This window comes from Halomonas sp., assembly GCF_034520545.1.
In the GTDB taxonomy this organism is placed as follows: Bacteria; Pseudomonadota; Gammaproteobacteria; order Pseudomonadales; family Halomonadaceae; genus Halomonas.
Map to the genome: position 1 here is coordinate 73,273 of NZ_JAXHNN010000003.1, position 22,887 is coordinate 96,159.

Genomic DNA, 22,887 nt, shown 5'->3' on the forward strand with positions numbered 1-22,887 from the left:
ACAGTCGGGCCGCTGATGTGTATCCTCTGCTACCGCCAAAGTGCCGGCGCCTTCCACCTACATGGACCGTTACATGGACTGGCTACAGATCTTCGTCCTCTCTATCGTTCAGGGTTTGACCGAGTTCCTGCCGATCTCCAGCTCAGCCCATCTGATCCTGGTGCCGGTCTTCACCGACTGGACCGATCAGGGCCTGGTCTTCGACGTCGCCCTGCACATCGGCAGCCTGAGCGCGGTCGTGCTCTACTTCCGCCATGAGCTGGTCGGCATGACCGCCAGCTGGTGTCGCAGCGTGGAGGGACAGGGCTGTGATGAGGATGCGCGACTGGCCTGGTGGGTTATTCTGGCCACCATTCCGGTGGGGCTTGCGGGACTGGCCTTCCAGGACACCATCGAGGGGGTCATGCGCTCGCCGTTGGTCATCGCCGGTGGCCTGATCGGGTTCGGCCTGCTGCTCGCCTATGCCGATTGGCGGCGCCGAGGAACGCGCAACGAGTACCACCTTGGCTGGCAGGATGCTCTCTGGATCGGCCTGGCCCAGGCCCTGGCATTGATCCCCGGTACCTCCCGGTCCGGCATCACCATGACGGCGGGGCTGCTGCTGGGGCTGAACCGTGAGGGCGCTGCGCGCTTCTCCTTCCTGCTGTCGATCCCGGTGATCGTGCTGGCCGGTGGCCTGGAGATCGTCGGGCTCGCCGGCTCCACTGGTCCGGTGGACTGGGGTGCTCTGGTGGCTGGATCGCTGCTCTCGGGCGTCAGTGCCTATCTGTGCATTCACTTCTTCCTGGTCTTCATCAAGCGCATCGGCATGCAGCCCTTCGTGGTCTATCGCCTGGTGCTGGGTGTGGCCCTGATCTGGCTATTCGGAGGTTCCCCGTCATGAGCGTGTGTCGTCTCTTGTGGCTGCTTCTGCTGATCACTCTGCTGGTTGGCTGTTCTGAACGCGATCGGCCGCTGGACTCACCGGTGACCCTCGAGGGCGAGATCTTCGGCACCTTCTACCAGGTGGTCATCGCCGATCCCCTGACGCGCCGAGAGGCTGATGAGCTCGAGGCGGGTATCCTCGATGAACTCGAGTCGGTGGATGCCGCCATGTCTACCTGGCGCGATGATTCCGAGCTTATGGTCTTCAACGAAGCACCGCTGGGCGAGTGGCAGCCGCTTTCCGATGAGCTGCTCGAGGTACTGGCCATTGGCCAGTCGGTGGCCGAAGCCAGCGACGGGGCCTTCGACATGACCATCGGTGGCCTGGTGAACCTGTGGAGCTTCGGTCCCGAGGCACGCCCCCGGGAGATTCCGGACAAGGTCACCCTGACGGCACGACTGAAAGAGATCGGCCCCGACAGCCTGGAGATCGATGCGCAGGCGCTTCAGGCTCGCCGGCTGCGCGATGTGTTCGTTGATCTTTCTGCCGTGGCCAAGGGGCATGCTACCGACCGGGTGGCGGCCTACCTGACCCAGCAGGAACTCGCCAATTTCCTGGTCAACCTGGGTGGTGAAGTCAAGGTACGCGGCCATCGCGACGGAGAGTCCGCCCCTTGGCGTATCGGTATCGAGGCTCCCCGTGATGGTCCCCAGAACGCCCGGCATGTGCTGCCGCTGCAGGATATCGCGCTCGCCACCTCCGGCGACTACCGCAACTACTTCGAACACAACGGCCAGCGGTACTCTCACACCCTGGACCCGCGCACCGGAAGGCCCATCGATCATCGCCTGGCCTCGGTGACCGTCATCCACCCCTCGGATGCCTGGGCCGATGCCTGGGCCACCGCCCTGCTGGTACTGGGCGAGGAGGCGGGGATGTCACTGGCCCGTGAGCGCTCGCTCGCGGTGCTGATGCTGGTGCGCCAGGGAGAAGGCTGGACGAGCCTCGCCAGCCCAGCCTTCGTGGACCATTTCGGGCGCGAGACCATCGACGAGCTCGGCGTGGCCGTGATCGATGAACCGGCATCCGACATGGCGCGGGATACCGAGCGCCCCCTAGAATAGGCCTGGTAAGACGAACCAGGACAAGGAGTCATGATGACGCTCGACGTGGTGATACTGGCAGCGGGGCAGGGAACCCGCATGCGCTCGAACCGGCCCAAGGTGTTGCATCGCCTGGCCGGCAAGCCGATGGTGCGACACGTAATCGATACCGCCCGGGGGCTCGAGGCCGAGCGGACCCATGTGGTGGTCGGTCACGGAGCCGAGCAGGTCCGTGAAGCGCTGGACGACTGCGAGCTTCGCTTCGCCCTGCAGGCCGAGCAGATGGGCACTGGTCACGCCGTGGCTCAGACCCTCGAAGCGCTCGGCGCAGGTAGGGTGCTGGTGCTCTACGGTGATGTGCCGCTGACCCGTCGCGAGACCCTGGCCGAGCTGTTGGCCCACGTTGACGATCAGCACCTTGGCCTGCTCACCGTGACCCTGTCAGACCCCACGGGCTACGGGCGCATCCTGCGTAACTCGGCCGGAGAGGTGGTGGCCATCGTCGAGCACAAGGATGCCTCGGAAAGCGAACGGGCCGTGCGCGAGTGCAACACTGGCATCATGGCCATGACAGCTACCCAGCTTCGGCGCTGGCTGCCGAGGCTTTCCGCCGACAATGCCCAGGGCGAGTACTACCTGACGGACATTATCGCCATGGCCGCCGCCGAGGGCGTAAATATCGCCACCGTCCAGCCGGCGCGCCCTCTTGAAGTGGAGGGCGTCAACAATCGTGCCCAGATGGCCCGCCTAGAGCGCGCCCTCCAACACGACATCGCCGAACGGCTGATGGAGCAGGGCGTCGCGCTCGCCGACCCGGGGCGCCTCGACGTGCGCGGACGCCTGACCTGTGGCCACGATGTGGAGATCGATGTGGGCTGTGTCTTCGAGGGTGAGGTGGAATTGGGCGAAGGGGTGCGTATAGGTTCCCACTGCGTGATCCGCGACAGCCATGTTGGTGCCGAGAGTGTGATTGAACCTCATAGCGTTCTCGATGGGGCGGTGGTGGCGGGTCACAACCGCATCGGCCCCTTCGCCCGATTGCGGCCCGGCTCACGACTGGCGGTGGGCGCCAGGATCGGCAACTTCGTAGAGACCAAGAACGTCGAGGTGGGCGAGGGCAGCAAGATCAACCACCTGAGCTATGTGGGCGACGCCCGTCTGGGGCGCGACGTCAATATTGGCGCCGGGACCATCACCTGCAACTACGACGGCGTCAACAAGCACCGTACCGAGATCGACGATGAGGCCTTCATCGGCTCCAATACCGCCCTGGTGGCGCCGGTCAGCGTCGGCAAGGGCGCCACCGTTGGCGCCGGCTCGACCCTCAGCAAGGACGTCCCCGACAACGCCCTGGCCGTCTCCCGGGGTCGCCAGATCAGCAAGGCCGACTGGCCGCGGCCGGCCAAGCGCCAGGAACCCTGAGGAGAGTGTTCGTATGTGTGGAATCGTCGGTGCCGTTGCCGAACGCAACGTCCAGGGCATCCTGCTGGAGGGGCTGAAGCGCCTGGAATATCGCGGCTATGACTCCGCCGGGATGGCGGTGCTCGCGCCAGATAGCAACCTGCAGCGGCGTCGTGCCCTGGGCAAGGTGGCGGCCCTGGAGGAGCGCCTTGTCAACGAGCCGCTGCCGGGACGCAGCGGGATCGCCCATACCCGCTGGGCGACCCATGGCCGCCCCAGCGAGGCGAACGCCCATCCCCACCAGTCCGGCGAGCGCCTGGCAGTGGTGCACAACGGCATCATCGAGAATCACGAGGCCCTGCGTCGTGATCTCGAGGCCGAGGGCTACACTTTCACCTCGGAGACCGACACCGAGGTGATCGCCCATCTGCTGGAGAGGGAGAGCCGCCAGGAAGGCGACCTGCTCACCGCCGTGCGGCGGGTGCTGGCCCGGCTGGATGGTGCCTATGCACTGGGGGTGATTCATGCCGAGGAGCCCGACGCCGTCATCGGGGCCCGCAAGGGCAGCCCTCTGGTGGTGGGAGTGGGTATTGAAGAGGCCTTCCTGGCCTCCGATCCCCTGGCCCTGCTGCAGGTCACCGACCGTTTCATCTACCTGCATGAGGGCGATGCGGTGCGCCTCTCTGCCGGCGGTCGCATCGAGGTGTTCGATGCCCAGGGCAGTGCGGTCGAGCGTGAGGTACAGACCTTCGAGCATGGCGACGGCGCCGCCAGCAAGGGCGACTATCGCCACTTCATGCTCAAGGAGATTCACGAGCAGCCGATGGTGATCGCCGCCGCCCTGGAGGGGCGCCTCGGCGAGCGTTTGGCGCTGGTGGAGAGTTTCGGTCCCGAGGCCGAGGCACTCTTTCGGCAGGCCAGACAGATCCACATCGTTGCCTGCGGCACCAGCTATCATGCGGGCATGGTGGCTCGCTACTGGTTGGAGCGCTATGCCGGGGTGCCGGTGCAGGTGGAGGTCGCCTCGGAGTATCGCTATCGCCAGGTGGTGGTTCCCGAAGGAACCCTCTTCGTGACCCTCTCCCAGTCCGGCGAGACCGCCGATACCTTGGCCGCACTTCGCTTCGCCCGCGAGCGCGGCTATCTTGCCAGCCTGGCGATCTGTAACGTGCCGGGCAGTTCGCTGGTGCGCGAATCGGACCTGACCCTGATGACCCGGGCCGGCCCCGAGATCGGCGTGGCGTCGACCAAGGCCTTCACCACTCAGCTTACGGCTCTGATGCTGCTGACCCTGGCGCTGGGTCGGGTGAAGGGGCTCGACGCGGGGGTCCAGGCCGATCTGGTGACGGCACTGCGCGGACTTCCTGGCCTGGTGGCACGGGTGCTCGAGTTGGACCCGGCCATCGAGCGGCTCTCCATGGCCTTCGCCGAGAAGCACCATGCGCTTTTCCTGGGGCGCGGTGCTCATTTTCCCATCGCCCTGGAGGGTGCGCTCAAGCTCAAGGAGATCTCCTACATCCACGCCGAGGCCTATCCGGCGGGAGAGCTCAAGCATGGACCCCTGGCGCTGGTCGACAGCGAGATGCCGGTCGTCTCCGTGGCACCCAACGACGAGCTCCTCGACAAGCTCAAGTCCAACCTCCAGGAGGTGCGGGCCCGTGGCGGTGAATTATTCGTCTTTGCCGACGAGGGCGTCGGCCTCGAGGAGGCCGAGGGGATACGGGTGATTCATCTGCCTCATGTGCACGAGGCGTTGGCGCCGATTCTCTATACCGTGCCGCTGCAGTTGCTCAGCTACCACGTGGCTGTGCTCAAGGGCACCGACGTGGACCAGCCGCGCAACCTGGCCAAGTCCGTCACCGTGGAGTGAAGTAGCGCGGTGTCTCGCTGGCATCGCGGATCTCGATGCTTTCCTTGAAGTGCTCTCTCCGCTGCATGACCGGCTTGGTCCGATGATGGTACTGCTGCCAAGGAATTTCGGTCCTGCCGAGCTATCCTGGCTGGACCAACCGTTGGCACGCGGCCTGGCAGGGATACCTTGCGCAGTGGAGCGCGCGCCACAGGAAATTCTTCCACAGGGGGAGGGTCGAGAAGGCCCTTGACCGAATGTTGATAACTTACGGCGCGAAGCTCGTGGTGCCTGGCCTGCGCGTACTCTTCGCTACCTCGTCCGGTGCCTAGTCGAAGGACCAGCACGCCCAGCCCGAAAAGCCGAGAGCCCCATTACACGTGCTTTCCACGGGAGACTGCCCGCCGGTATTTTTCCTCGTCCATCTGGATGTTGCCCTTAAAAACCGCTGTTACTCTCCCTGGATTGAACGTCACATCCTGTGGATAAATCAGGGGAAAACCTCTTGCCTGATGGTGTATACCTTGGACAATCGCGAGGCACCGGAATAGGTACCTCGCCAGTATTTCCGGCTTTTCGAACACTGTTCATTTCTGCCTACGAGGCCTTCGCCGGTGAGCGCCAGGTGAGGCTGTTCAGGGGTAGCGCCAGGCCCTCGCTCTACGCCCAAAGTCGGGGGGAGAATCTCGCCTCCATGGCTGGTCACCGAGCGTTTGATCGGATAGTTTTACCGGTCGGATCGCGCGAGACGCGACACGGCAGCGATCCTGCCTGGATCCTGTCATGCTCTGGACGGCGTCGTGTGACCCATGACGTCCTGGACGTGGCAATGACAAGCACAAGCCGTCATCGCGCCAGATCGGCCGTTGGCGACACGTACTCTCAGGGTGAAACATGTCGAAACTTTCCCACGCACAGTGGTCATCGAAGATGGCCTTCATCCTGGCTGCCACCGGTTCGGCGGTGGGGCTAGGCAATATCTGGCGCTTTTCCTACATGGTGGGTGATAGCGGGGGCGCGGCCTTCGTGCTCATCTACCTGGCCTGCGTGGCCTTGGTGGGCCTACCGATCCTGGTGGCGGAATGGCTGATCGGCCGCCGCGGCCAGGAGAACCCGATCAATTCCATGCTCGACCTGGCCCGCAAGAATGGCCGACTGCCCGCCTGGGCGCTGGTCGGGGCCAGCGGGGTGCTAGCCGCCTTCTTGATTCTCTCCTTCTACAGCGTGATCGGTGGCTGGTCGCTCTCTTATACCCTCGGTTCGGTGACCGGCGCCTTCAGCGGCCAGGATGCCGATGGTGTCAGCGAGATATTCACCGGTCTACTGGGCAACCCGGTGGCACTGACCCTATGGCATACCGCCTTCATGGCACTGGTGATCTGGATCGTGGCGCGTGGCGTTACCAAGGGCCTGGAGGGCGCCGTGCGCACCTTGATGCCTGCGCTGGTGGTGCTGATGCTGGTGCTGGTGGGCTACGGCATGACCACCGGCCACTTCGGCGAAGCACTGGCCTTCATGTTCAGCCCCGACTGGGGTGCGGTGACCGGCGAGGTGGTGCTGGCGGCCATGGGCCAGGCCTTCTTCACCCTGTCGCTGGGCATGGGCATCATGATGGCTTATGGCTCTTATCTGGGCGAGGACGTCAACCTGATTGGTACTGCCCGCACGGTGATCATCCTGGATACCGCCATCGCCCTGCTGGCGGGGCTGGCCATCTTCCCCATTGTCTTCGCCAATGGACTGAGCCCGGGCGAGGGTCCCGGCCTGATCTTCGTCACCCTGCCGCTGGCCTTCGGCAACATGACCGGTGGCATGATCCTCGGCCTGATGTTCTTCCTGCTGCTGACCTTCGCGGCGCTGACCTCGGCGATCTCGTTGCTGGAGCCAGTGGTGGAACTGATGGAGGAGCGCACCCCACTCTCGCGGATGGCGGCCACCCTGGTGAGCGGTGTGGCGGTATGGGCGCTGGGCATTGCAGCGCTGATGTCGTTCAACGTCTGGGACGGCTTCCTGATCCTGGGTCTGAACGTCTTCGACCTGCTGGATACCTTTACCAGCAAGTTCCTGCTGCCGTTGACCGGTCTGGGGGCCATCCTTTTCGTGGCCTGGCAACTGGATCGCGACAGCGTTACCACCGAGCTGAATCTCTCCGGTGGGCAGGCGACGCTGTGGCACGTGGTATCCCGTTTCGTGGCCCCAATCGGCGTGGTCTTGGTGTTCGTCTCGAGCCTATGAGACCTGACCACCGGACAGCCCGGTGCGAAAAGTCCCCGATGAGCCCCGCCCTGGCGGGGCTCATCGCATGATGCGGCGTCAGTGCATCTCGTCTTCCGCCAGTTCCTCGTCGGGGAGCGGAGCGATGTCCCGGCTCAGTCGCTTGAATTCATTGTGCAGTTCGATGCCGCGCCGGGCGCGCCTATTGCGCTGGGCGGCGGTGCGAGAACGCTGCTCATGTTCGACGACTTCCATACTCATGTAGATGTCGAGGAGCTCATTCTTGAGGGAGGATACCCGTTCGACATTGCGCATGACCGACTCTCCATAAGACTTCGCGACACTGCACTTTTTACTATACCCCACTTGACAGAATGATGACGGCATGGATTGTGAGTGAACAACGCTGTGCCAACGCTCGCTGATGTCATGGCCACGGCCTTGCGCTGGCGTTGAAGGACGCATTGGCCGCCGGCTTGGGGCATACTGGAGGCATCAGTCCGTGAATCTTTTCGCCGCCTCGCCTTCGTCGCGGGATGGCCAGTCCGCAAGGAGTTCCGCGTGAGCCGCGCCCTGTTCGATGAGATGAGACGTCGCATGGAGCACTTTCGCCGCTCCGAGCAGAAGGTCGCGCGCTTCGTGCTGCGCCAGCCCGAAGAAGTGATCCACATGCGCATTGTCGACCTGGCCACCGAGGCCAAGGTCAGCGAACCCACCGTGGTACGCTTCTGCCGCGCCCTGGGATGCAATGGTTTCCAGGACTTCAAGCTCCAACTGGCGCAGATGCTGGCCTCGGGCAGCCAGTTCGCTCAGTTCTCGATGAACGACAGCGATTCGGTGGCGGAATTCTCCCAGAGTATCTTCGACTCCACCGTGGGCACCCTGCTTTCGGTGCGCGATCGACTCGACAACCAGGCCTTGAGCCAGGCCATCAACGCCCTGACCATGGCCAACCGCGTAGAGTTCTATGGCTTCGGCGCCTCCGGGGCCGTGGCCTTCGATGCCCAGCACAAGTTCTTCCGACTGCAGATCTCCACCGCGGCCTACACCGACCCGCACATGCAGAACATGTCGGCGGTGACCCTGAACGAGGGTGACGTGGTGGTGGCGATCTCCCAGACCGGCCGCACCCGGGCGCTGGTAGCCAGCGTGCGCATGGCCCGCGAGGCCGGCGCCACGGTAATCGGCCTCTGCCCCAGCGGCTCGCCGCTGGCCGAGGAGGTCACCCTGCCGCTCTACATCGACGTCCACGAGGATACCGAGATCTATACCCCGATGAGCTCGCGCATCGCCCATCTGGTGCTGGTCGACGTGCTGGCGGTGGGCGTGGCCAAGACCCGCGGCCCGAAACTCGCCGAGCAGCTCCGCGAGGTGAAGAAGAGCCTCAACCCGCTGCGTTTCCCCGAGCAGGACGGGAAGCCGTAGAACGGGGCGCCGGGGATAAGCCCCGAGTGTTTCCTGTTCGTGGCGGGGCCGGCTCTGAAGCGGCCAGTATGCTAAGATGTTTGCCCATTTTCCGAGCAGCGATGCCCTCCCCATGGACGACGTCACGGCGATTCTCGACCACATGAATCCGGCCCAGCGCGAGGCCGTCAGCGCGCCCCAGGGCAACATGCTGGTGCTGGCGGGGGCCGGTTCGGGCAAGACCCGGGTACTGGTACACCGTATCGCTTGGCTGATGCAGGCCGAGGGGCTCTCGCCCTATGCGGTGCTCGCCGTGACCTTCACCAACAAGGCGGCCCGCGAGATGCGCACCCGCCTTGAGGCCCTGCTGGGCATCTCCCTGCGCAATGTCTGGGTGGGGACCTTCCACTCCATCGCCCATCGGCTGCTGCGCACCCACTGGCAGGACGCCCGGCTGCCCCAGCACTTTCAGATCATCGACAGCGACGACCAGTTGCGGCTGGTCAAGCGCCTGCTCAAGGACCATCGCATCGATGACGAGCGCTTCCCGCCACGCCAGGTGCAGTCGTTCATCTCCGGCTGCAAGGAGGAAGGGCTGCGCCCCCACCAGGTCGATGCCCATGGCGATGCCTATCTGGCCCAGATGGTCGAGCTCTATGAGCGCTACCAGCTGACCTGCGAGCGTGGCGGCCTGGTGGACTTTGGCGAGCTGCTGCTGCGCAGCCTGGAGCTGCTGCGGGACAACCCGGCGTTGCTGGCCCACTACCAGGAGCGCTTCGGTCATGTGCTGGTCGATGAGTTCCAGGATACCAATACCCTGCAGTACGCCTGGCTCAAGCTGCTTACCGGCATGAAGACCCCGATGACCGTGGTGGGCGATGACGACCAGTCGATATACGGCTGGCGCGGGGCGCGCATCGAGAACATCCGACGCTTCGAACAGGAATTCCCCGCGACCATGACCGTGCGCCTCGAGCAGAACTATCGCTCCACCAGCGCCATTCTCGATGCCGCCAATGCCCTGATCCGCCACAATGCAGGGCGAATGGGCAAGGAGCTGTGGACCGACGGCGCCAGGGGCGAGCCGATCTCCGTTTACTCGGGCTTCAACGATCTGGACGAGGCACGCTTCATCGTCGACACCATCCGCGAGAAGGTCGATGAGGGCACCAACCGGCGCGAGATCGCCATCCTTTACCGTTCCAACGCCCAGTCCCGGGTACTGGAGGAGACCCTGATTCGCCAGGGAGTGCCCTACCGCATCTACGGCGGACAGCGCTTCTACGAGCGCCTGGAGATCAAGAATGCCCTGGCTTACCTGAGATTGTTGCTCAACCGTGACGACGACGCCTCCCTGGAGCGGGTGATCAACGTCCCGGCCCGCGGCATCGGCACCCGCACCGTGGAGGTGCTGCGCGCCCGCGCCCGACAGAGCGAAGTCTCGCTGTGGCAGGCCCTTTCCGATGCTCTGCTGGATACCTCGCTCAAGGGACGGGCTGCGTCGGCGGTGCGGGCCTTCGCCGACCTGATCGAGCGACTCGACAACGACACCGCCGGCCTGGCGCTCCACGAGATCATCGACCATGTCATCGAGACTTCCGGCCTAATCGAGCACCATCGCAGCGAGAAAGGCGAGAAGGGGCAGGCTCGGGTCGAGAACCTCGAGGAGCTGGTCACCGCCGCCAAGGCGTTTGTCCAGGGGGAATCCTTCGACCCTCCCGAGGCCGGTGAGGGACCTGCGGCGCTGGAGGCCTTCCTTTCCGAAGCTGCGCTTAACGCCGGTGACCATGAGGCCGACGAGTTCGAGGACTGCGTGCAGCTGATGACCCTGCATTCGGCCAAGGGGCTGGAATTCCCGGTGGTCTTCATCGCGGGGGTAGAAGAGGGCCTGTTCCCGCACAAGATGTCCATGGAGGAGCCGGGTCGCCTGGAGGAGGAGCGACGGCTCTGCTACGTGGGCCTCACCCGCGCCATGCGCAAGCTCTACCTGACCCACGCCGAACTGCGTCGGCTTCATGGCAAGGAGACCTTCCAGCGTGCCTCGCGTTTCCTGCGCGAGTTGCCCGAGGAGACTCTCGAGGAGGTGCGGCTGCGTGGTCAGATCTCCCGGCCCGTGACTACCCGTCCCGTCATGGGGCTATCGCGGCAGACCTCGGTCGACGGGGGCAATGAGCTGCCTTCGCTCTCGCTGGGCCAGCGGGTCAGCCATCCGGTGTTCGGCGAGGGGGTGATACTCAATGCCGAGGGTGAAGGGGAGCGAGCCCGGGTTCAGGTCAGCTTCGAGGGCGAGGGCGACAAGTGGCTGGTGTTGGGGTTCGCCAAGCTGACGCCTCTCTGATTTACGTTGACGTCAGGTGCAGGCACTTGCCCGGCAATTCGGCCTTGACGCATACTCGTCATGGACACGCCTGATAACCGCAACTGTTGCGGCCATAACAATCATCTAGGAGTCACGCTCGCATGCAACGTCGCCTCTTTCTCAAGAACAGCCTCAAGACCCTGAGTGCCGGCGCCGCCGGTGCCGTCGCCGCCCCTTTCATTTCTACCGCCAGTGCCCAGGAGACCATCACCTGGGACATGGTGACCTCCTGGCCCAAAAACTTTCCGGCGCTGGGTACCGGGGCCAACGATTTCGCCGCGCGTATCGAGCGCCTCTCCGGTGGCCGCATGAAGGTCCGTGTGCATGGCGCGGGTGAACTGGTGCCCGCCATGGAGGTGTTTGATGCGGTGGCCCAGGGTACCGCCCAGATGGGCCACTCCGCTTCCTACTACTGGCGCGGCAAGACTCTGGCTTCACAGTTTTTCACCGCCGTGCCCTTCGGCATGAACACTACCGAGACCAATGCCTGGCTCTACTATGGTGGTGGTCAGGAGCTTTGGGACGAGGTGTATGCCAAGCACAATCTCAAGCCCTTCCCGGTGGGCAACACCGGCACCCAGATGGCCGGCTGGTTCAAGAAGGAGATCAACTCGCTGGAGGACATGCAGGGCCTCAAGCTGCGGTTGCCGGGTCTGGCCGGGGAGGCCATGAACGGCATCGGCGTGACCACCGTGAGCACCCCGGGGTCCGAGATCTTCACCTCCCTGCAGACCGGCGTGCTGGATGCCGCCGACTGGGTCGGCCCCTACAATGACCTGGCCTTCGGCCTTCATCAGGTGGCCAAGTACTACTACACCTCGGCCTGGAACGAGCCCAGTGCCATCCTCGAGGGCACGGTCAACCTGGATGCCTGGAACGCCTTGCCCGATGACCTCAAGGCGGTGGTCAGCGAAGCGGCCATGGCTTCAAACCTGGCGATGATCAGCGAGTTTGCGGTGCGCAACGCTGAGGCGCTCGATGCCCTGGTCAGCGAGCACGGCGTGGAACTGCGCACCTTCCCGGAGGAAGTTCTCAAGGCGCTCTATGCGTCTTCCCAGAAGGTGCTCGAGGATCAGGTGGAAACCGATGCGGAGTCCAAAAAGGTTTATGATTCCTACACCGCCTTCCAGCAGAAGGTGCGGCGCTTCACGGACGTTGGCGAATTCGCCTACCTGAAGACACGCGAAAAGGTTGGCGTCTGAGAACCGGTATCCCTCGCCACCTTGTCATGGGCGCCCCTGCGGCGCCCATTTTCACTCTGGGGATGGCGGTATCACTCGACGACGGCGTCAGTCGTCCTGGCACACGGCACGAATCCGCCCATTATCGTCCAGGGCGACCATCACGAAGCGGGCCTCGGTGACCTTGTGCAGCTCGTCGGAGTCGCGCTCATGTAGGGCACGGATCCATACTTCCACGTCGATCTTGATCGAGCTGTGGCCGATCTCGTTGACCCGGGTGAAGATGTTGACCATCGAGCCCACTCGCACCGGGCAGAGGAAGTCCATGGCCTCGATGGCCACGGTGGCCGTGCGGCCTCGGGCCTCGCTGCCGGCAGCCAGCTCGGCGGCCTGGTCCATCCGTGCGACCAGCCAGCCGCCTGGAATGTCGCCGTGCAGGTTGGTCTCCTGGCGGCTGGCCAACTGCTTGAGGGTCAAGTGTCCTTGGGGGGCGGGGATATCGTCGATGTCTGTCATGGAAGCCTGAGTGATTCGGGTTGTTGTTGTGGGGCGTCGATCAGGTCGTCATGGTATATGGCGTGGCCATCGGTTCACCACCGTTGCGACAAGATGCCTCTTGCCTGACAGGTTCATCCCTTCATCGAGGAAGCTGTCATGTCTGCCGTCCTGCGTCGTTGCCTGGCTCCCTGGCTGCTGTTGGTCGCACTCGCTCTACCTCAGGTCCAAGCTCAGGTTCAGGCCGAGGAGATCGCCGGTATCCTGGGTGCCATGGGTTCCGATACCATGGCAGGGCTGATGCTGCGCTGGGGCGAGGCGCTGAGCCGCCAGCATCCCGGTATCCGCTTGCAACTGCAGGCTAGCGGGTCAGCCAGCGCACCGCCGGCCCTGATGGCTGGCACCACCCGTCTGGGGCCCATGTCGCGGCCCATGAGCGAGGCCGAGCGTCGGGCCTTCATCGAGCGCCAGGGCTATCCGCCGCGGGAGCTGGCGGTAGCCCGGGACGCCCTGGTGGTCGTGGTCCACCGCCACAACCCCCTCGAGAGCCTGGAGGGGCACGAGCTGGATGCCATCTTTTCCGACTCCCGGCGTTGCGGTGCACGTGAAGGAGTTCACCAATGGCGTCAGCTTGGGCTCGACAGGCCCGAGGGGCGCATTCGTCTACATGGCCGCAATGCGGCATCCGGTACTCATGGGCTATTCCGACGGATCGCGCTCTGTGATGGCTATTTTCGTCCCGAGGTCAACGAGCACCCGGGGTCCGCCGCAGTGGTGGCGGCGGTGGCGGAGGACCCGCGAGCCATCGGCTACGCCGGGCTCAACCATCTCACGCCAGGCGTGAAAGCTCTGGCACGCCGCGATTCCGAGGGCAGGCGCCACTTTCCCGACCCCGAGGCGGTGCAGCGCGGCGACTATGCGCTGTCCCGAGATCTCTATCTTTATCTCAACTTGCCCCCCGGCGAGTCCCTACCGGCCGCCGAGCGTGCCTTCATCGACCTGGTGCTGTCGCCGGACGGCCAGGCGATCGTCGAGGAGCTGGGGTTCGTGGCGCTTCCCGAGGCGAGACGCCTGGACCAGCGACGTGGGCTGGGGCTGGACGAGGCCGGTAGCTGAAGCTGTCATCTCCCTGTCATCACGCTGTCGTACGATTCCGCTAGCCCACGTTCTCCGCAGGCCCGGTCATGCCCGACTCTTCCCCCTCGCTTTCCGTTCGACGCCGCCTGCGTCAGGGGCGCGATCGCCTGGCCACCGTCCTGGTCACCGCAGGTGGCATCGGGGTAATCCTGGCGCTGCTGGCCATCGGGGTCTTCCTGGTGGTCGAGGTGGTGCCGCTGTTCTGGTCCACCGGCGCGACGCAGGCGGTCAGCCCGGAGGCTCTATGGTCGCCCCTGGCGGGGCCGGATGACTCGGTCGGTCATCGCTGGGATCCTACTGCCAGCCTGGCGGCAGGGGAAACGCCCCGGGTCAGCCTGGTGCCCCTGGCCTGGGGCACTCTGGAGGCAGCGGCCTGGGCCCTGCTGATCGCCGTGCCACTGGCCCTGGGCGCAGCCGCTCACTCGGCCTTGTTCGTGTCGTCCCGCCTGCGCAGCCACCTGAAGCCGACGCTGGAGCTGATGGAGGCGTTACCCGGGGTGGTGATCGGCTTCGTGGCCGGTCTGGTGCTCGCCCCCTGGGTGGAGCGCCATCTGGCCGATGTTCTTGCCATGTTGCTGCTGCTGGTACCCGGGCTGCTGCTTGCCGGCGGCCTCTGGTCGTGCCTGCCTCCGCGCCTGCAGCAAGTGGTGCCGCTGGGCTGGGCGGGCCTGTGGCTGCTGCCCTGGCTGCTGCTGGTCATGGTCGTCGCCCAGGCACTCTCGCCCTGGCTCGAGGCCTGGGCGTTCGATGGCGACCTGCGCCAGTGGCTGGAGGTGCACCTGGGGCTCGACATCGCCGTGCGCAACGCCATGATCGTCGGCATGGCCATGGGGTTTGCGGTGATGCCCAGCGTCTATGCCCTGGCCGAGGACGCCCTCTCCGGGGTGCCGCGAAGCCTCGTGGAGGGTGCTCAGGCACTGGGGGCGACCCGCTGGCAGACCCTGTGGCGGGTGGTTCTGCCGGCGGCATCCCCCGGTATCTTCTCGGCGGTGATGATCGGTGCTGGACGGGCCGTAGGCGAGACCATGATCGTGCTGATGGCCAGCGGCAACGCGGCCCTGATGACCTGGAACCCTTTGGACGGGCTGCGATCCCTGGCGGCTACCATCGCCATCGAGTTGCCGGAGGCGGGCCCCGGCGGCACGCATTATCGGCTGCTGCTGTTGGCGGCCTTGCTGTTGTTCGTCTTTACCTTCCTGGTCAATACGCTGGCCGAGTTGGTGCGGACCCGACTGCGCCGGCGCTATCGGCGCCTGGGGGGCGGGACATGAGGTCGGATTCCGGCTACCGGATGCGCTTGTTCCGCGGCGAGGGCCCCGGCGCCTGGCTGGCGGCCGGTAGTGTGGCGCTCTCACTGCTAGCGCTGCTGGCGCTGTTGGCGCTGTTGGCGATTCGCGGCCTGGGGCACTTCTGGCCCGCTGACGTTGCCTTGGTGATACTCGAGGATGGCCGACAACTCGCCGGCGAGCGGGTTCGGGAGGTCCCGCTGCCGGAGAATACGGGACGTGAACGCCTCTACCGGACCGGCAACCGGGACCTGGATGGTACCCGCTGGGACTGGGTGGCGGTGTCGGACATCACCGCGGTCAGCCAGCCGCTTGATCTGGTGGTGCTGGAGCGACACCGCTGGGGGGAGGCGATCGGTCGACTCACGGCGCTGGAGAGCGAGACAGGAGAGCGTGTCGAAGGGGAGGCCGCCTGGGCGGCCCTCGAGGCACGGCTTGCCGAGCTGACGTCCCTGCGCCAGGCCCGTGATTCCCTGCGTGATGAGGTCATCCTTCCGTGGGTCCGGGCGCTCGAGGACGGAGCCGACGTGGCGCACAAACTGGCCGCGGCCAACGCCCGCCTGCGCCAGCTTCAGGCAGCCATGGAAGGCGGTCAGCTGAGCCTGGAGACCGCCGACGGGAGGCGGCTGGTGGTGCCGCTGGAGCAGGTACTGCGGGCGCGGCGTCCCAATGCCATGTCGCCGCTCGACAAGCTGTTCGCCTGGGGGGAGGGCGTCTGGCGCTTTCTATCGGAGGGGCCGCGAGCGGCCAATACCGCCGGCGGCGTATGGCCGGCGATCTTCGGCACCGTGCTGATGGTGATGCTGATGTCGATCCTGGTGACACCCTTCGGGGTGCTGGCGGCCATCTACCTCAACGAGGTGGCCCACCAGGGTCGACTGACGCGGCTGGTAAGGATCGCCGTGCGCAATCTCGCCGGGGTGCCGTCCATCGTCTACGGCGTCTTCGGCCTGGGCGTCTTTGTCTATGGCATCGGCGGCACTCTGGACGAATGGTTCTTTGACGCGGCCCTGCCCTCGCCGACCTTCGGCACCGGTGGGCTGCTGTGGGCCTCCCTGACCCTGGCCCTGTTGACCCTGCCGGTGGTGATCGTGGCCACCGAGGAGGGGCTGGCGCGGATTCCCGATCAGCAGCGCGAGGGTGCCTTGGCCCTGGGCGCCACCCGGCTGGAGATGCTCACCCGCGTAGTGCTGCCCATGGCCACACCGGCCATGCTCACCGGGGTGATCCTGGCCGTGGCACGCGCCGCCGGTGAGGTGGCGCCACTTATGCTGGTGGGCGTGGCCAAGCTGGCGCCCCAGGTGCCGGTGGACGGCGACTTCCCCTTCCTGCATCTTGACAGGAAGTTCATGCACCTCGGCTACCACATCTTCGATGCGGCCTTCCACGGCGGCGATGTCCAGGCGGCGATGCCGCTGGTCTATGCCACGGCGCTGCTGCTGGTGCTGGTGATTCTGGTGCTTAACCTGACTGCAATATTTCTGCGTCATCATCTCAGTACGCGTCATGGGGCGCTCACCCGCCGATGAGCCCATTACAGTCGCGTCACCCGGGAGCCTCGATGCCATTCGTCCAGGACCAGCGCCCGTCGTCCGACCCGGCGGCGGTCATCGATTTTTCCCCCGAGGCCAGCAGCCTGGCCATCCGGGGGCTGAGCCTCGCCTATGGGGGTAAGCCGGCGCTGCGTAACCTGACGCTGCGCATACCGCGCCACCGGGTGACGGCCTTTATCGGGCCCTCCGGCTGCGGCAAATCGACCCTGTTACGCGTGCTCAATCGTCTTCATGACCTCAATGACGAGGTGGTGCGCGAGGGTGAGGTGCTGCTCGAGGGCGAGGACATCCATGCGCCTGGCGTGTCGGTGGCGGAGCTGCGCCGGCGAGTGGGAATGGTGTTCCAGGCGCCCAACCCCTTTCCCATGTCGATCCACGACAACGTGGCCTTCGGCCTGCGCCTGCAGGGAGGGCTGAGCAAGCGCAAGCGCGATGACATCATCGAGTGGGCGCTGCGTTCGGCGGCGCTGTGGGACGAGGTGAAGGACCGGCTGCGCGCCTCGGCCTGGTCGCTCTCCGGGGGCCAGCAGCAGCGCCTGGTGATCGCTCGCACCCTGGCAGTGGAACCGGAGGTGTTGCTGCTTGACGAGCCGGCCTCGGCGCTCGACCCCATCTCGACGCTGAAGATCGAGGAGCTGATCGGCAACCTGAAGTCGCACCTGACCCTGGTGCTGGTCACCCACAACATGCAGCAGGCGGCCCGGGTCTCCGACTACACCGCCTTCCTTCAGGACGGTGAGCTGGTGGAGTATGGCCCCACCGACACCCTGTTCACCAACCCGCGCCTGCGGCGTACCGAGAACTACATCACCGGGCGCATGGCCTGACGGTCAGCCCCAAGGAGAGGTCCCATGGACATTACCAGTGATATCCACAGCCAGCATATCTCGCGGCAGTTCAACCAGGAGCTCGACGAGCTCAAGACCCACTTGATGGCCATGGGCGGCCTGGTCGAGAAGCAGGTTCAGGACGCCGTGGGCGGCCTGCTCGACAGCGACTCCGCCCTGGCCGAGCGGGTGGTTGCCAATGACCGTGCGGTCAACGACATGCAGATCAAGATCGACGAGGAGTGCACTCAGGTGCTGGCGCGCCGTCAGCCCACCGCCTCCGACCTGCGCCTGGTCCTGGCGGTGATTCGTGCCGCCTCCGACTTGGAGCGGATCGGCGATGAGGCGAGCAAGATCGCCCGCAATGCCATTGAGCTGATCGAGGCCGACAATGGCAACCGCGGCTTCGTCGAGGTGCGCATGCTCAGCGAGCATGTACGGCGCATGGTACGCGATGCCTTGACCTCCTTCGCCCGCCTCGATACCGAGCTGGCGCTCAAGCTGGTCCACGAGGACGAGGAGGTCGACAATGAATATCGCAGCGCCATGCGCTCGCTGATGACCTTCATGATGGAGGATGCTCGCTCTATCTCCTCGATCCTCAGCGTGATGTGGATCCTGCGTGCCCTCGAACGCATCGGTGACCACGCCAACAACCTCGCCGAATACGTGGTCTACCTGGTCAAGGGCCTCGATATTCGCCACACTGATCTCGAGGACCTCGACAAGGATATCCTCGAAGGCAAGAGTTGACCGCGAACGTCGCTTGACCCTCAATGACGCAAGCCGCTGCCCCGTCGGGCGGCGGCTTGCCGTGTAATATGAGGATATGACGGATGCTTGATGCCTTCACGGCGCTGACCCGTGGGACCCGCTTGGTCTACTCCCGCGGCCTGCGGCGCTACGTGTTCCTGCCGATAGTCGCCAACCTGCTGGTCTACGCTGCCATGCTCTGGTATGTGCTGGGCCACTTCGGCGGCTGGCTGGACGGTTGGATGGCCATGGTGCCCGCTTGGCTGGACTGGCTCTCATGGCTTATATGGCCGCTCTTCGTGATCAGCCTGGTGCTGATCGTCTTCTTCACCTTCACCCTGGTGACCCATCTCGTCGCCGCGCCCTTTTACGGCTTCCTGGCCGCCCGGGTGGAGGTAGAGGCGACAGGGCGGCCACCGCTGGACGACCGTGGCCTGGCGAAAACCGCTGTTGATGCCCTGGGACGTGAGCTGGTCAAGCTGGCCTACATCCTGCCGCGCATGGCCCTGCTCCTCGTGCTCAGCTGGATTCCGGTGGTCAACCTGGTGGCGCCTCTGCTGTGGGCGGCCTTCTCGGCCTGGGTCATGGCGATTACCTACCTCGACTATCCCATGGACAACAACAAGGTCAGTTTCGCCGACATGCGTCGCCGGCTGAAGGCTCGCTGGTGGCCCACGCTCACCTACGGCGGCTGGGTGACCCTGATTACCTGGATACCTCTGGCCAACCTCTTCCTGCTGCCCGGCGCCGTGGCCGCGGCGGTGCTGATGTGGGAGCGTCACTACCGCGGCATCGAGGCCAACGCAGCGCCCGGCGGGCCTCCTCAGGCGCGCTGAGCGCTCTCGGTCGTGTCGCGCAGGCGCTCGGCGGGGAAGAGGCAGCGGAAGGTGGCGCCGCGGCCGGGGTGGGAGTCGATCTCCAGACGGGCATCGTGGCGCAGCAGTACGTGCTTGACGATGGCAAGACCCAGGCCGGTGCCGCCGGTGGCGGTACTGCGGCCCTTGTCGACCCGGTAGAAGCGCTCTGTAAGGCGCGGCAGGTGCACCGGGTCGATGCCTTCGCCGTCGTCCTCCACTTCCAGGCAGGCGCCCTCGCCGCGGGGGCGCCAGCGCAGCACGATATGACGGCCCTCCCCAGCATAACGTACGGCATTGAAGGCCAGGTTGGAGAGCGCACTGCGTATCTCCTGTTCGCTGCCGACCAGAGCGCGAGGCTCCTCGACTTCCACCTTGATCGACTGGCGGCCCTCCGAGAGCGCCATGGCGTCATTCTGTACGGATTTGAGCAGCTCACCCATCGCCAGCGGGGCATCATCGCGCCCGCCCTGGTCGATCTCCAGCCGTGACAGCAGCAGCAGATCGTTGACCAGGTTCTGCATGCGGTCGGTCTGGGCCTTCATCTGGGACAAGCCCCGACCCATGCGCGGCGGCAGCTGGCCGGCCATGTCGCCATAGGTCTCCAGGTAGCCGGCTAGAACGGTCAGCGGTGTCCTCAGCTCGTGGGAGACATTGGCCACAAAGTCCCGGCGCATCTGCTCCAGGCGGTGCAGCCGAGTGATGTCGCGGGCCATCACCAGGCGCTCGTCGTCGCCGTAGAGAGTGATCTGGAACTGCAGGATCATCGACTCGTCGATGGGCGAGGGCAGGGTCAGCGGCTCGCGATAGTCGCGGCCATGGAAGTAGTTCACAAAGCGCGGGTCGCGCAGCAGGTTGGTGATGTGCTGGCCGCGGTCGAGCTGGGGTTTGAGGCCGAGCATGCGCTCGGCGGCGCTGTTCCACCACTCCAGGTCGCCGTGGTGATCGAGCATCACCACGCTGTCGCGCATCGCCTCGGAGGACTCCTGGATGCGCTGCAGCGTGGCCCGCAGCCGCTGCTGGGTGAGGCGCTGGCTCTTCTGGTAGCGGTAGAGGCGGTCGAACAGCTCGCCCCACAGGCCGCTGGCGGCGGGAGGCTCCTCCTGGGGGCGCAGGGTGAGCCACTGGTAGAGGGCATGCAGCTGGCGCAGATGGAAGGCCAGGCAGAGCAGCAGGCCGGCGGCGATGCCGGCCACCGTGGCGGAGAGGGGCCAGCCGACCAGGGCCCCGATGGCGACCAGGGTCGCCAGTCGCCAGAACTCTCGTCGCCAGAGCCGCCCCACGTCAGCCCTTGGCGGAGAACCGGTAGCCGGTGCCACGCACGGTCTGGATCAGCTGGTGATGGGGTTCGCCCAGCGCCTTGCGCAGGCGGCGTATATGCACGTCCACGGTACGCTCCTCGACATAGACATTGCCGCCCCACACCTGGTCGAGCAGCTGCCCGCGGGTGTAGGCGCGCTCCTGGTGAGTCATGAAGAACTGCAGCAGGCGGTACTCGGTGGGCCCCATCTCCAGCGAGCGGCCATCGACGCTGACCCGGTGGCTGACCGGGTCGAGCAGCAGCCCGCCGACTTCCACCGGGTCCTCGACACCCTGCGGTGTGGTACGGCGCAGCACCGCCTTGAGGCGTGCCACCAGCTCCCGCGGCGAGAAGGGCTTGGTGATGTAGTCGTCGGCCCCGGCCTCGAGCCCCTGGATCTTGTTATCCTCCTCGCCCTTGGCGGTGAGCATGATGATCGGCAACTCGGCGGTGGCCTCCTCGCGCTTGAGGCGACGGGCCAGCTCGATGCCGCTGGTCCCGGGCATCATCCAGTCGAGCAGCACCAGATCAGGCTGGTGGTCGACCACCATGGCGTGGGCATCCTGGGCATTGTCCGCCTCGAGGACGCCATAGTCGGCCATCTCCAGCGCCACCGCGATCATCTCGCGGATCGGCGCCTCATCATCGACGATCAGTACGGTCTTGGCGGTCATCCCGGAGCCTCGTGGTCAATGACAGATCGATGACGATGACAGCACGTCATGATGACAATAGCGTGACAGCTCCTGCCTGTCGCTCGATCAGCCGCCGTTCACCGCCGGCCACAGGGAAAGCGCGATGCCGGCGAAGACCAGCAGGCCCGACCAGTGGTTGTTGAGGAAGGCCTGGAAGCAGCGGTCCCGGTCGCGTTCGCGAATCAGGAACTGCTGGTGCACGAAGGTCGCCGCCATGGCGGCCAGCCCCAGCCAGAAGAAGCCGCCCAGTGAGAGCCACCAACCGGCCCAGGCCAGCAGCCCCAGGGTCAGGCCCTGCAGCAGGCCGATCATCAGGCGGTCGGCGTGACCGAACAGCACGGCAGTGGACTTGATACCGATCTTGAGGTCGTCCTCACGGTCGACCATGGCGTACTCGGTGTCGTAGGCCACCGTCCAGGCCACGTTGGCGGTGAAGAGCAGCCAGGCGACCGGTGGCAGCGCGCCCAACACGGCACCGAAGGCCATGGGAATTGCCCAGGAGAAGGCAGCGCCGAGGAATGCCTGGGGCAGGTGGGTGTAGCGCTTCATGAAGGGGTAGATGAAGGCCAGGATCACCCCCACCACCGAGAGCATCACCGTGAAGAGGTTGGTGAACCAGACCAGCACGAAGGCGGCCATCACCAGCATCAGGAACAATGCCTGGGCCTCCCCTTCGCTGATCCGACCGGTGGCCAGGGGGCGATTCCGGGTGCGCTTGACGTGGCCATCGAAGTGGCGGTCGGCGTAGTCGTTGACCACGCAGCCGGCGGCGCGCATCAGGTAGACGCCGACGATGAAGATCAGCAACACCTTGCGGCCGGGGATGCCCTCGGCGGCGACCCACAGGGCCCAGAGGGTGGGCCACATCAACAGCCAGGTGCCGATGGGACGGTCGAGGCGGGTCAGGTGCAGGAAGTCGGGCACCCGGGCCAGGCCCCTGGGGTGCATCAGGGATCGATCCATCTCGTCCTCATGATATCCAGTTTGGCTGCAGGGGAGCCTAGCGCGAAGGGAGCCCGAGGTCACCCGCCATGCGGTCGAGGAAGAATTCCTGGACCAGCACGGTGAAGTGTCGGTGGCGGAACAGCGATCGCCGCGCCCAGGGCCCCGAGTCGGTATGGAAAGGGGCCGAGTCGGCACTGACCTCGAGCGGGCCGCGCTCCAGCTCAGGCTGACGAAACAGCCAGCTGCCCAGCGAGCGCTCGCCCAAGCGGTCGAGGCGTTGGCCATGCAGCCCGTTCAGGGGTACCACCGAGCGGGCCACGATCCAGGGGCGCTCGTCCTGGCACAGAGCCACCTCGCGCAGCCAGGCATGGCGGGCAAGGGGCAGCCCCAGGGCCAACGCTTCGTCACGACGCGGACGACCGATGCGCTGGTCAAGCAGGCGGACCCGGAAATTCCGGTGGCCGCCGGCGCTGATCAGCCGGGCGGTGAGCGAGTCCCGGGAGGCAATCCATTGCCACCACTCGGGACTCATGGCAGGACGTGCCGCCGCCAGGGGGCGCCAACGGGGATCGCTTCCCGGGCCATTGCTCACCATCTCTCTCCGCATCGATTTTGGGGGCGGCTAGTGTACCATGCTGCTCCATCACTCTTACCCCGATCGATGAG

At 65.5% G+C, this 22,887-nt stretch carries 20 protein-coding genes; 14 read left to right on the forward strand and 6 right to left on the reverse strand.

Translation table 11 applies throughout. From position 1 onward, the window contains the following. The first annotated feature begins 73 nt into the window (after positions 1-73). The 5 genes from U5L98_RS02335 (at position 74) to U5L98_RS02355 (ending at position 7,453) form a co-directional block, all read left to right on the forward strand. Positions 74-883 (forward strand): undecaprenyl-diphosphate phosphatase, encoded by an 810-nt coding sequence (locus tag U5L98_RS02335; protein ID WP_322556742.1) that lies wholly within the window; start codon positions 74-76, stop codon positions 881-883. Then, positions 880-1,989 (forward strand): FAD:protein FMN transferase, encoded by a 1,110-nt coding sequence (locus tag U5L98_RS02340; protein WP_322556743.1) that lies wholly within the window; start codon positions 880-882, stop codon positions 1,987-1,989. The genes U5L98_RS02335 and U5L98_RS02340 overlap by 4 nt, the downstream gene beginning before the upstream one ends. Before the next feature lie 33 nt (positions 1,990-2,022). Continuing rightward, positions 2,023-3,390, forward strand: a complete 1,368-nt coding sequence (glmU, locus tag U5L98_RS02345; protein ID WP_322557059.1) for a bifunctional UDP-N-acetylglucosamine diphosphorylase/glucosamine-1-phosphate N-acetyltransferase GlmU — start codon at positions 2,023-2,025, stop codon at positions 3,388-3,390. 13 nt (positions 3,391-3,403) lie between these two features. Further along, positions 3,404-5,239 carry a glutamine--fructose-6-phosphate transaminase (isomerizing) gene (gene glmS, locus U5L98_RS02350; RefSeq protein ID WP_322556744.1) on the forward strand — a complete coding sequence of 612 codons (1,836 nt, stop codon included), beginning with the start codon at positions 3,404-3,406 and terminating at the stop codon, positions 5,237-5,239. Positions 5,240-6,112: 873 nt separating this feature from the next. Beyond that, a complete protein-coding gene (locus U5L98_RS02355) occupies positions 6,113-7,453 on the forward strand; it encodes a sodium-dependent transporter (protein WP_322556745.1) in 1,341 nt (446 codons plus the stop codon). A gap of 78 nt (positions 7,454-7,531) precedes the next feature. Here U5L98_RS02355 and U5L98_RS02360 read toward each other — a convergent pair whose 3' ends face one another. Beyond that, positions 7,532-7,747 (reverse strand): PA3496 family putative envelope integrity protein, encoded by a 216-nt coding sequence (locus U5L98_RS02360; protein ID WP_322556746.1) that lies wholly within the window; start codon positions 7,745-7,747, stop codon positions 7,532-7,534. Between the two features lie 246 nt (positions 7,748-7,993). On the opposite strand from U5L98_RS02360, the gene hexR reads away from it, so the two are divergent. From hexR to U5L98_RS02375, 3 genes are all read left to right on the forward strand, one after another. Further along, positions 7,994-8,857, forward strand: a complete 864-nt coding sequence (hexR, locus tag U5L98_RS02365) for a transcriptional regulator HexR (RefSeq protein ID WP_322556747.1) — start codon at positions 7,994-7,996, stop codon at positions 8,855-8,857. Between the two features lie 112 nt (positions 8,858-8,969). Further along, positions 8,970-11,174: a DNA helicase II gene (gene uvrD, locus U5L98_RS02370; RefSeq protein WP_322556748.1), complete on the forward strand. Its 2,205-nt coding sequence runs from the start codon at positions 8,970-8,972 to the stop codon at positions 11,172-11,174. A 122-nt stretch (positions 11,175-11,296) separates the two neighbouring features. Continuing rightward, positions 11,297-12,397 (forward strand): TRAP transporter substrate-binding protein, encoded by a 1,101-nt coding sequence (locus tag U5L98_RS02375; RefSeq protein ID WP_322556749.1) that lies wholly within the window; start codon positions 11,297-11,299, stop codon positions 12,395-12,397. 87 nt (positions 12,398-12,484) lie between these two features. Here the strand turns inward: U5L98_RS02375 and U5L98_RS02380 are convergent, their stop codons facing one another. Beyond that, complete coding sequence (locus U5L98_RS02380; RefSeq protein WP_322556750.1) at positions 12,485-12,892, reverse strand: acyl-CoA thioesterase; 408 nt, start codon at positions 12,890-12,892, stop codon at positions 12,485-12,487. Between the two features lie 138 nt (positions 12,893-13,030). On the opposite strand from U5L98_RS02380, the gene U5L98_RS02385 reads away from it, so the two are divergent. The 6 genes from U5L98_RS02385 to cysZ all read left to right on the forward strand — a co-directional run bounded on the left by U5L98_RS02385 (position 13,031) and on the right by cysZ (position 19,263). Beyond that, positions 13,031-13,987, forward strand: a complete 957-nt coding sequence (locus U5L98_RS02385; protein WP_322556751.1) for a phosphate ABC transporter substrate-binding protein — start codon at positions 13,031-13,033, stop codon at positions 13,985-13,987. Positions 13,988-14,055: 68 nt separating this feature from the next. Continuing rightward, complete coding sequence (locus tag U5L98_RS02390) at positions 14,056-15,279, forward strand: ABC transporter permease subunit (protein ID WP_322556752.1); 1,224 nt, start codon at positions 14,056-14,058, stop codon at positions 15,277-15,279. Next, positions 15,276-16,823: a phosphate ABC transporter permease PstA gene (pstA, locus tag U5L98_RS02395; protein ID WP_322556753.1), complete on the forward strand. Its 1,548-nt coding sequence runs from the start codon at positions 15,276-15,278 to the stop codon at positions 16,821-16,823. Before U5L98_RS02390 ends, pstA begins: the two co-directional genes overlap by 4 nt. A gap of 32 nt (positions 16,824-16,855) precedes the next feature. Further along, a complete protein-coding gene (pstB, locus tag U5L98_RS02400) occupies positions 16,856-17,674 on the forward strand; it encodes a phosphate ABC transporter ATP-binding protein PstB (protein ID WP_322556754.1) in 819 nt (272 codons plus the stop codon). Positions 17,675-17,698: 24 nt separating this feature from the next. Further along, positions 17,699-18,427, forward strand: coding sequence for a phosphate signaling complex protein PhoU (gene phoU / locus U5L98_RS02405; RefSeq protein ID WP_322556755.1), 729 nt, complete (start codon positions 17,699-17,701; stop codon positions 18,425-18,427). A gap of 83 nt (positions 18,428-18,510) precedes the next feature. Then, positions 18,511-19,263 (forward strand): sulfate transporter CysZ, encoded by a 753-nt coding sequence (cysZ, locus tag U5L98_RS02410; protein ID WP_322556756.1) that lies wholly within the window; start codon positions 18,511-18,513, stop codon positions 19,261-19,263. Here cysZ and phoR read toward each other — a convergent pair. The 4 genes from phoR to U5L98_RS02430 form a co-directional block, all read right to left on the reverse strand. After that, positions 19,251-20,564, reverse strand: coding sequence for a phosphate regulon sensor histidine kinase PhoR (gene phoR, locus U5L98_RS02415; protein WP_322557060.1), 1,314 nt, complete (start codon positions 20,562-20,564; stop codon positions 19,251-19,253). The two genes, cysZ and phoR, sit on opposite strands and share 13 nt — an antisense overlap. Position 20,565: 1 nt before the next feature. Continuing rightward, positions 20,566-21,255 (reverse strand): phosphate regulon transcriptional regulator PhoB, encoded by a 690-nt coding sequence (gene phoB / locus U5L98_RS02420; protein WP_322556757.1) that lies wholly within the window; start codon positions 21,253-21,255, stop codon positions 20,566-20,568. Between the two features lie 87 nt (positions 21,256-21,342). Continuing rightward, the gene (gene ubiA / locus U5L98_RS02425) at positions 21,343-22,239 is read right to left on the reverse strand and encodes a 4-hydroxybenzoate octaprenyltransferase (protein ID WP_322556758.1); all 897 of its coding nucleotides are present in this window, start codon (positions 22,237-22,239) and stop codon (positions 21,343-21,345) included. A 37-nt stretch (positions 22,240-22,276) separates the two neighbouring features. Beyond that, the gene (locus U5L98_RS02430; protein ID WP_322556759.1) at positions 22,277-22,816 is read right to left on the reverse strand and encodes a chorismate--pyruvate lyase family protein; all 540 of its coding nucleotides are present in this window, start codon (positions 22,814-22,816) and stop codon (positions 22,277-22,279) included. Between the last annotated feature and the right edge of the window lie 71 nt (positions 22,817-22,887).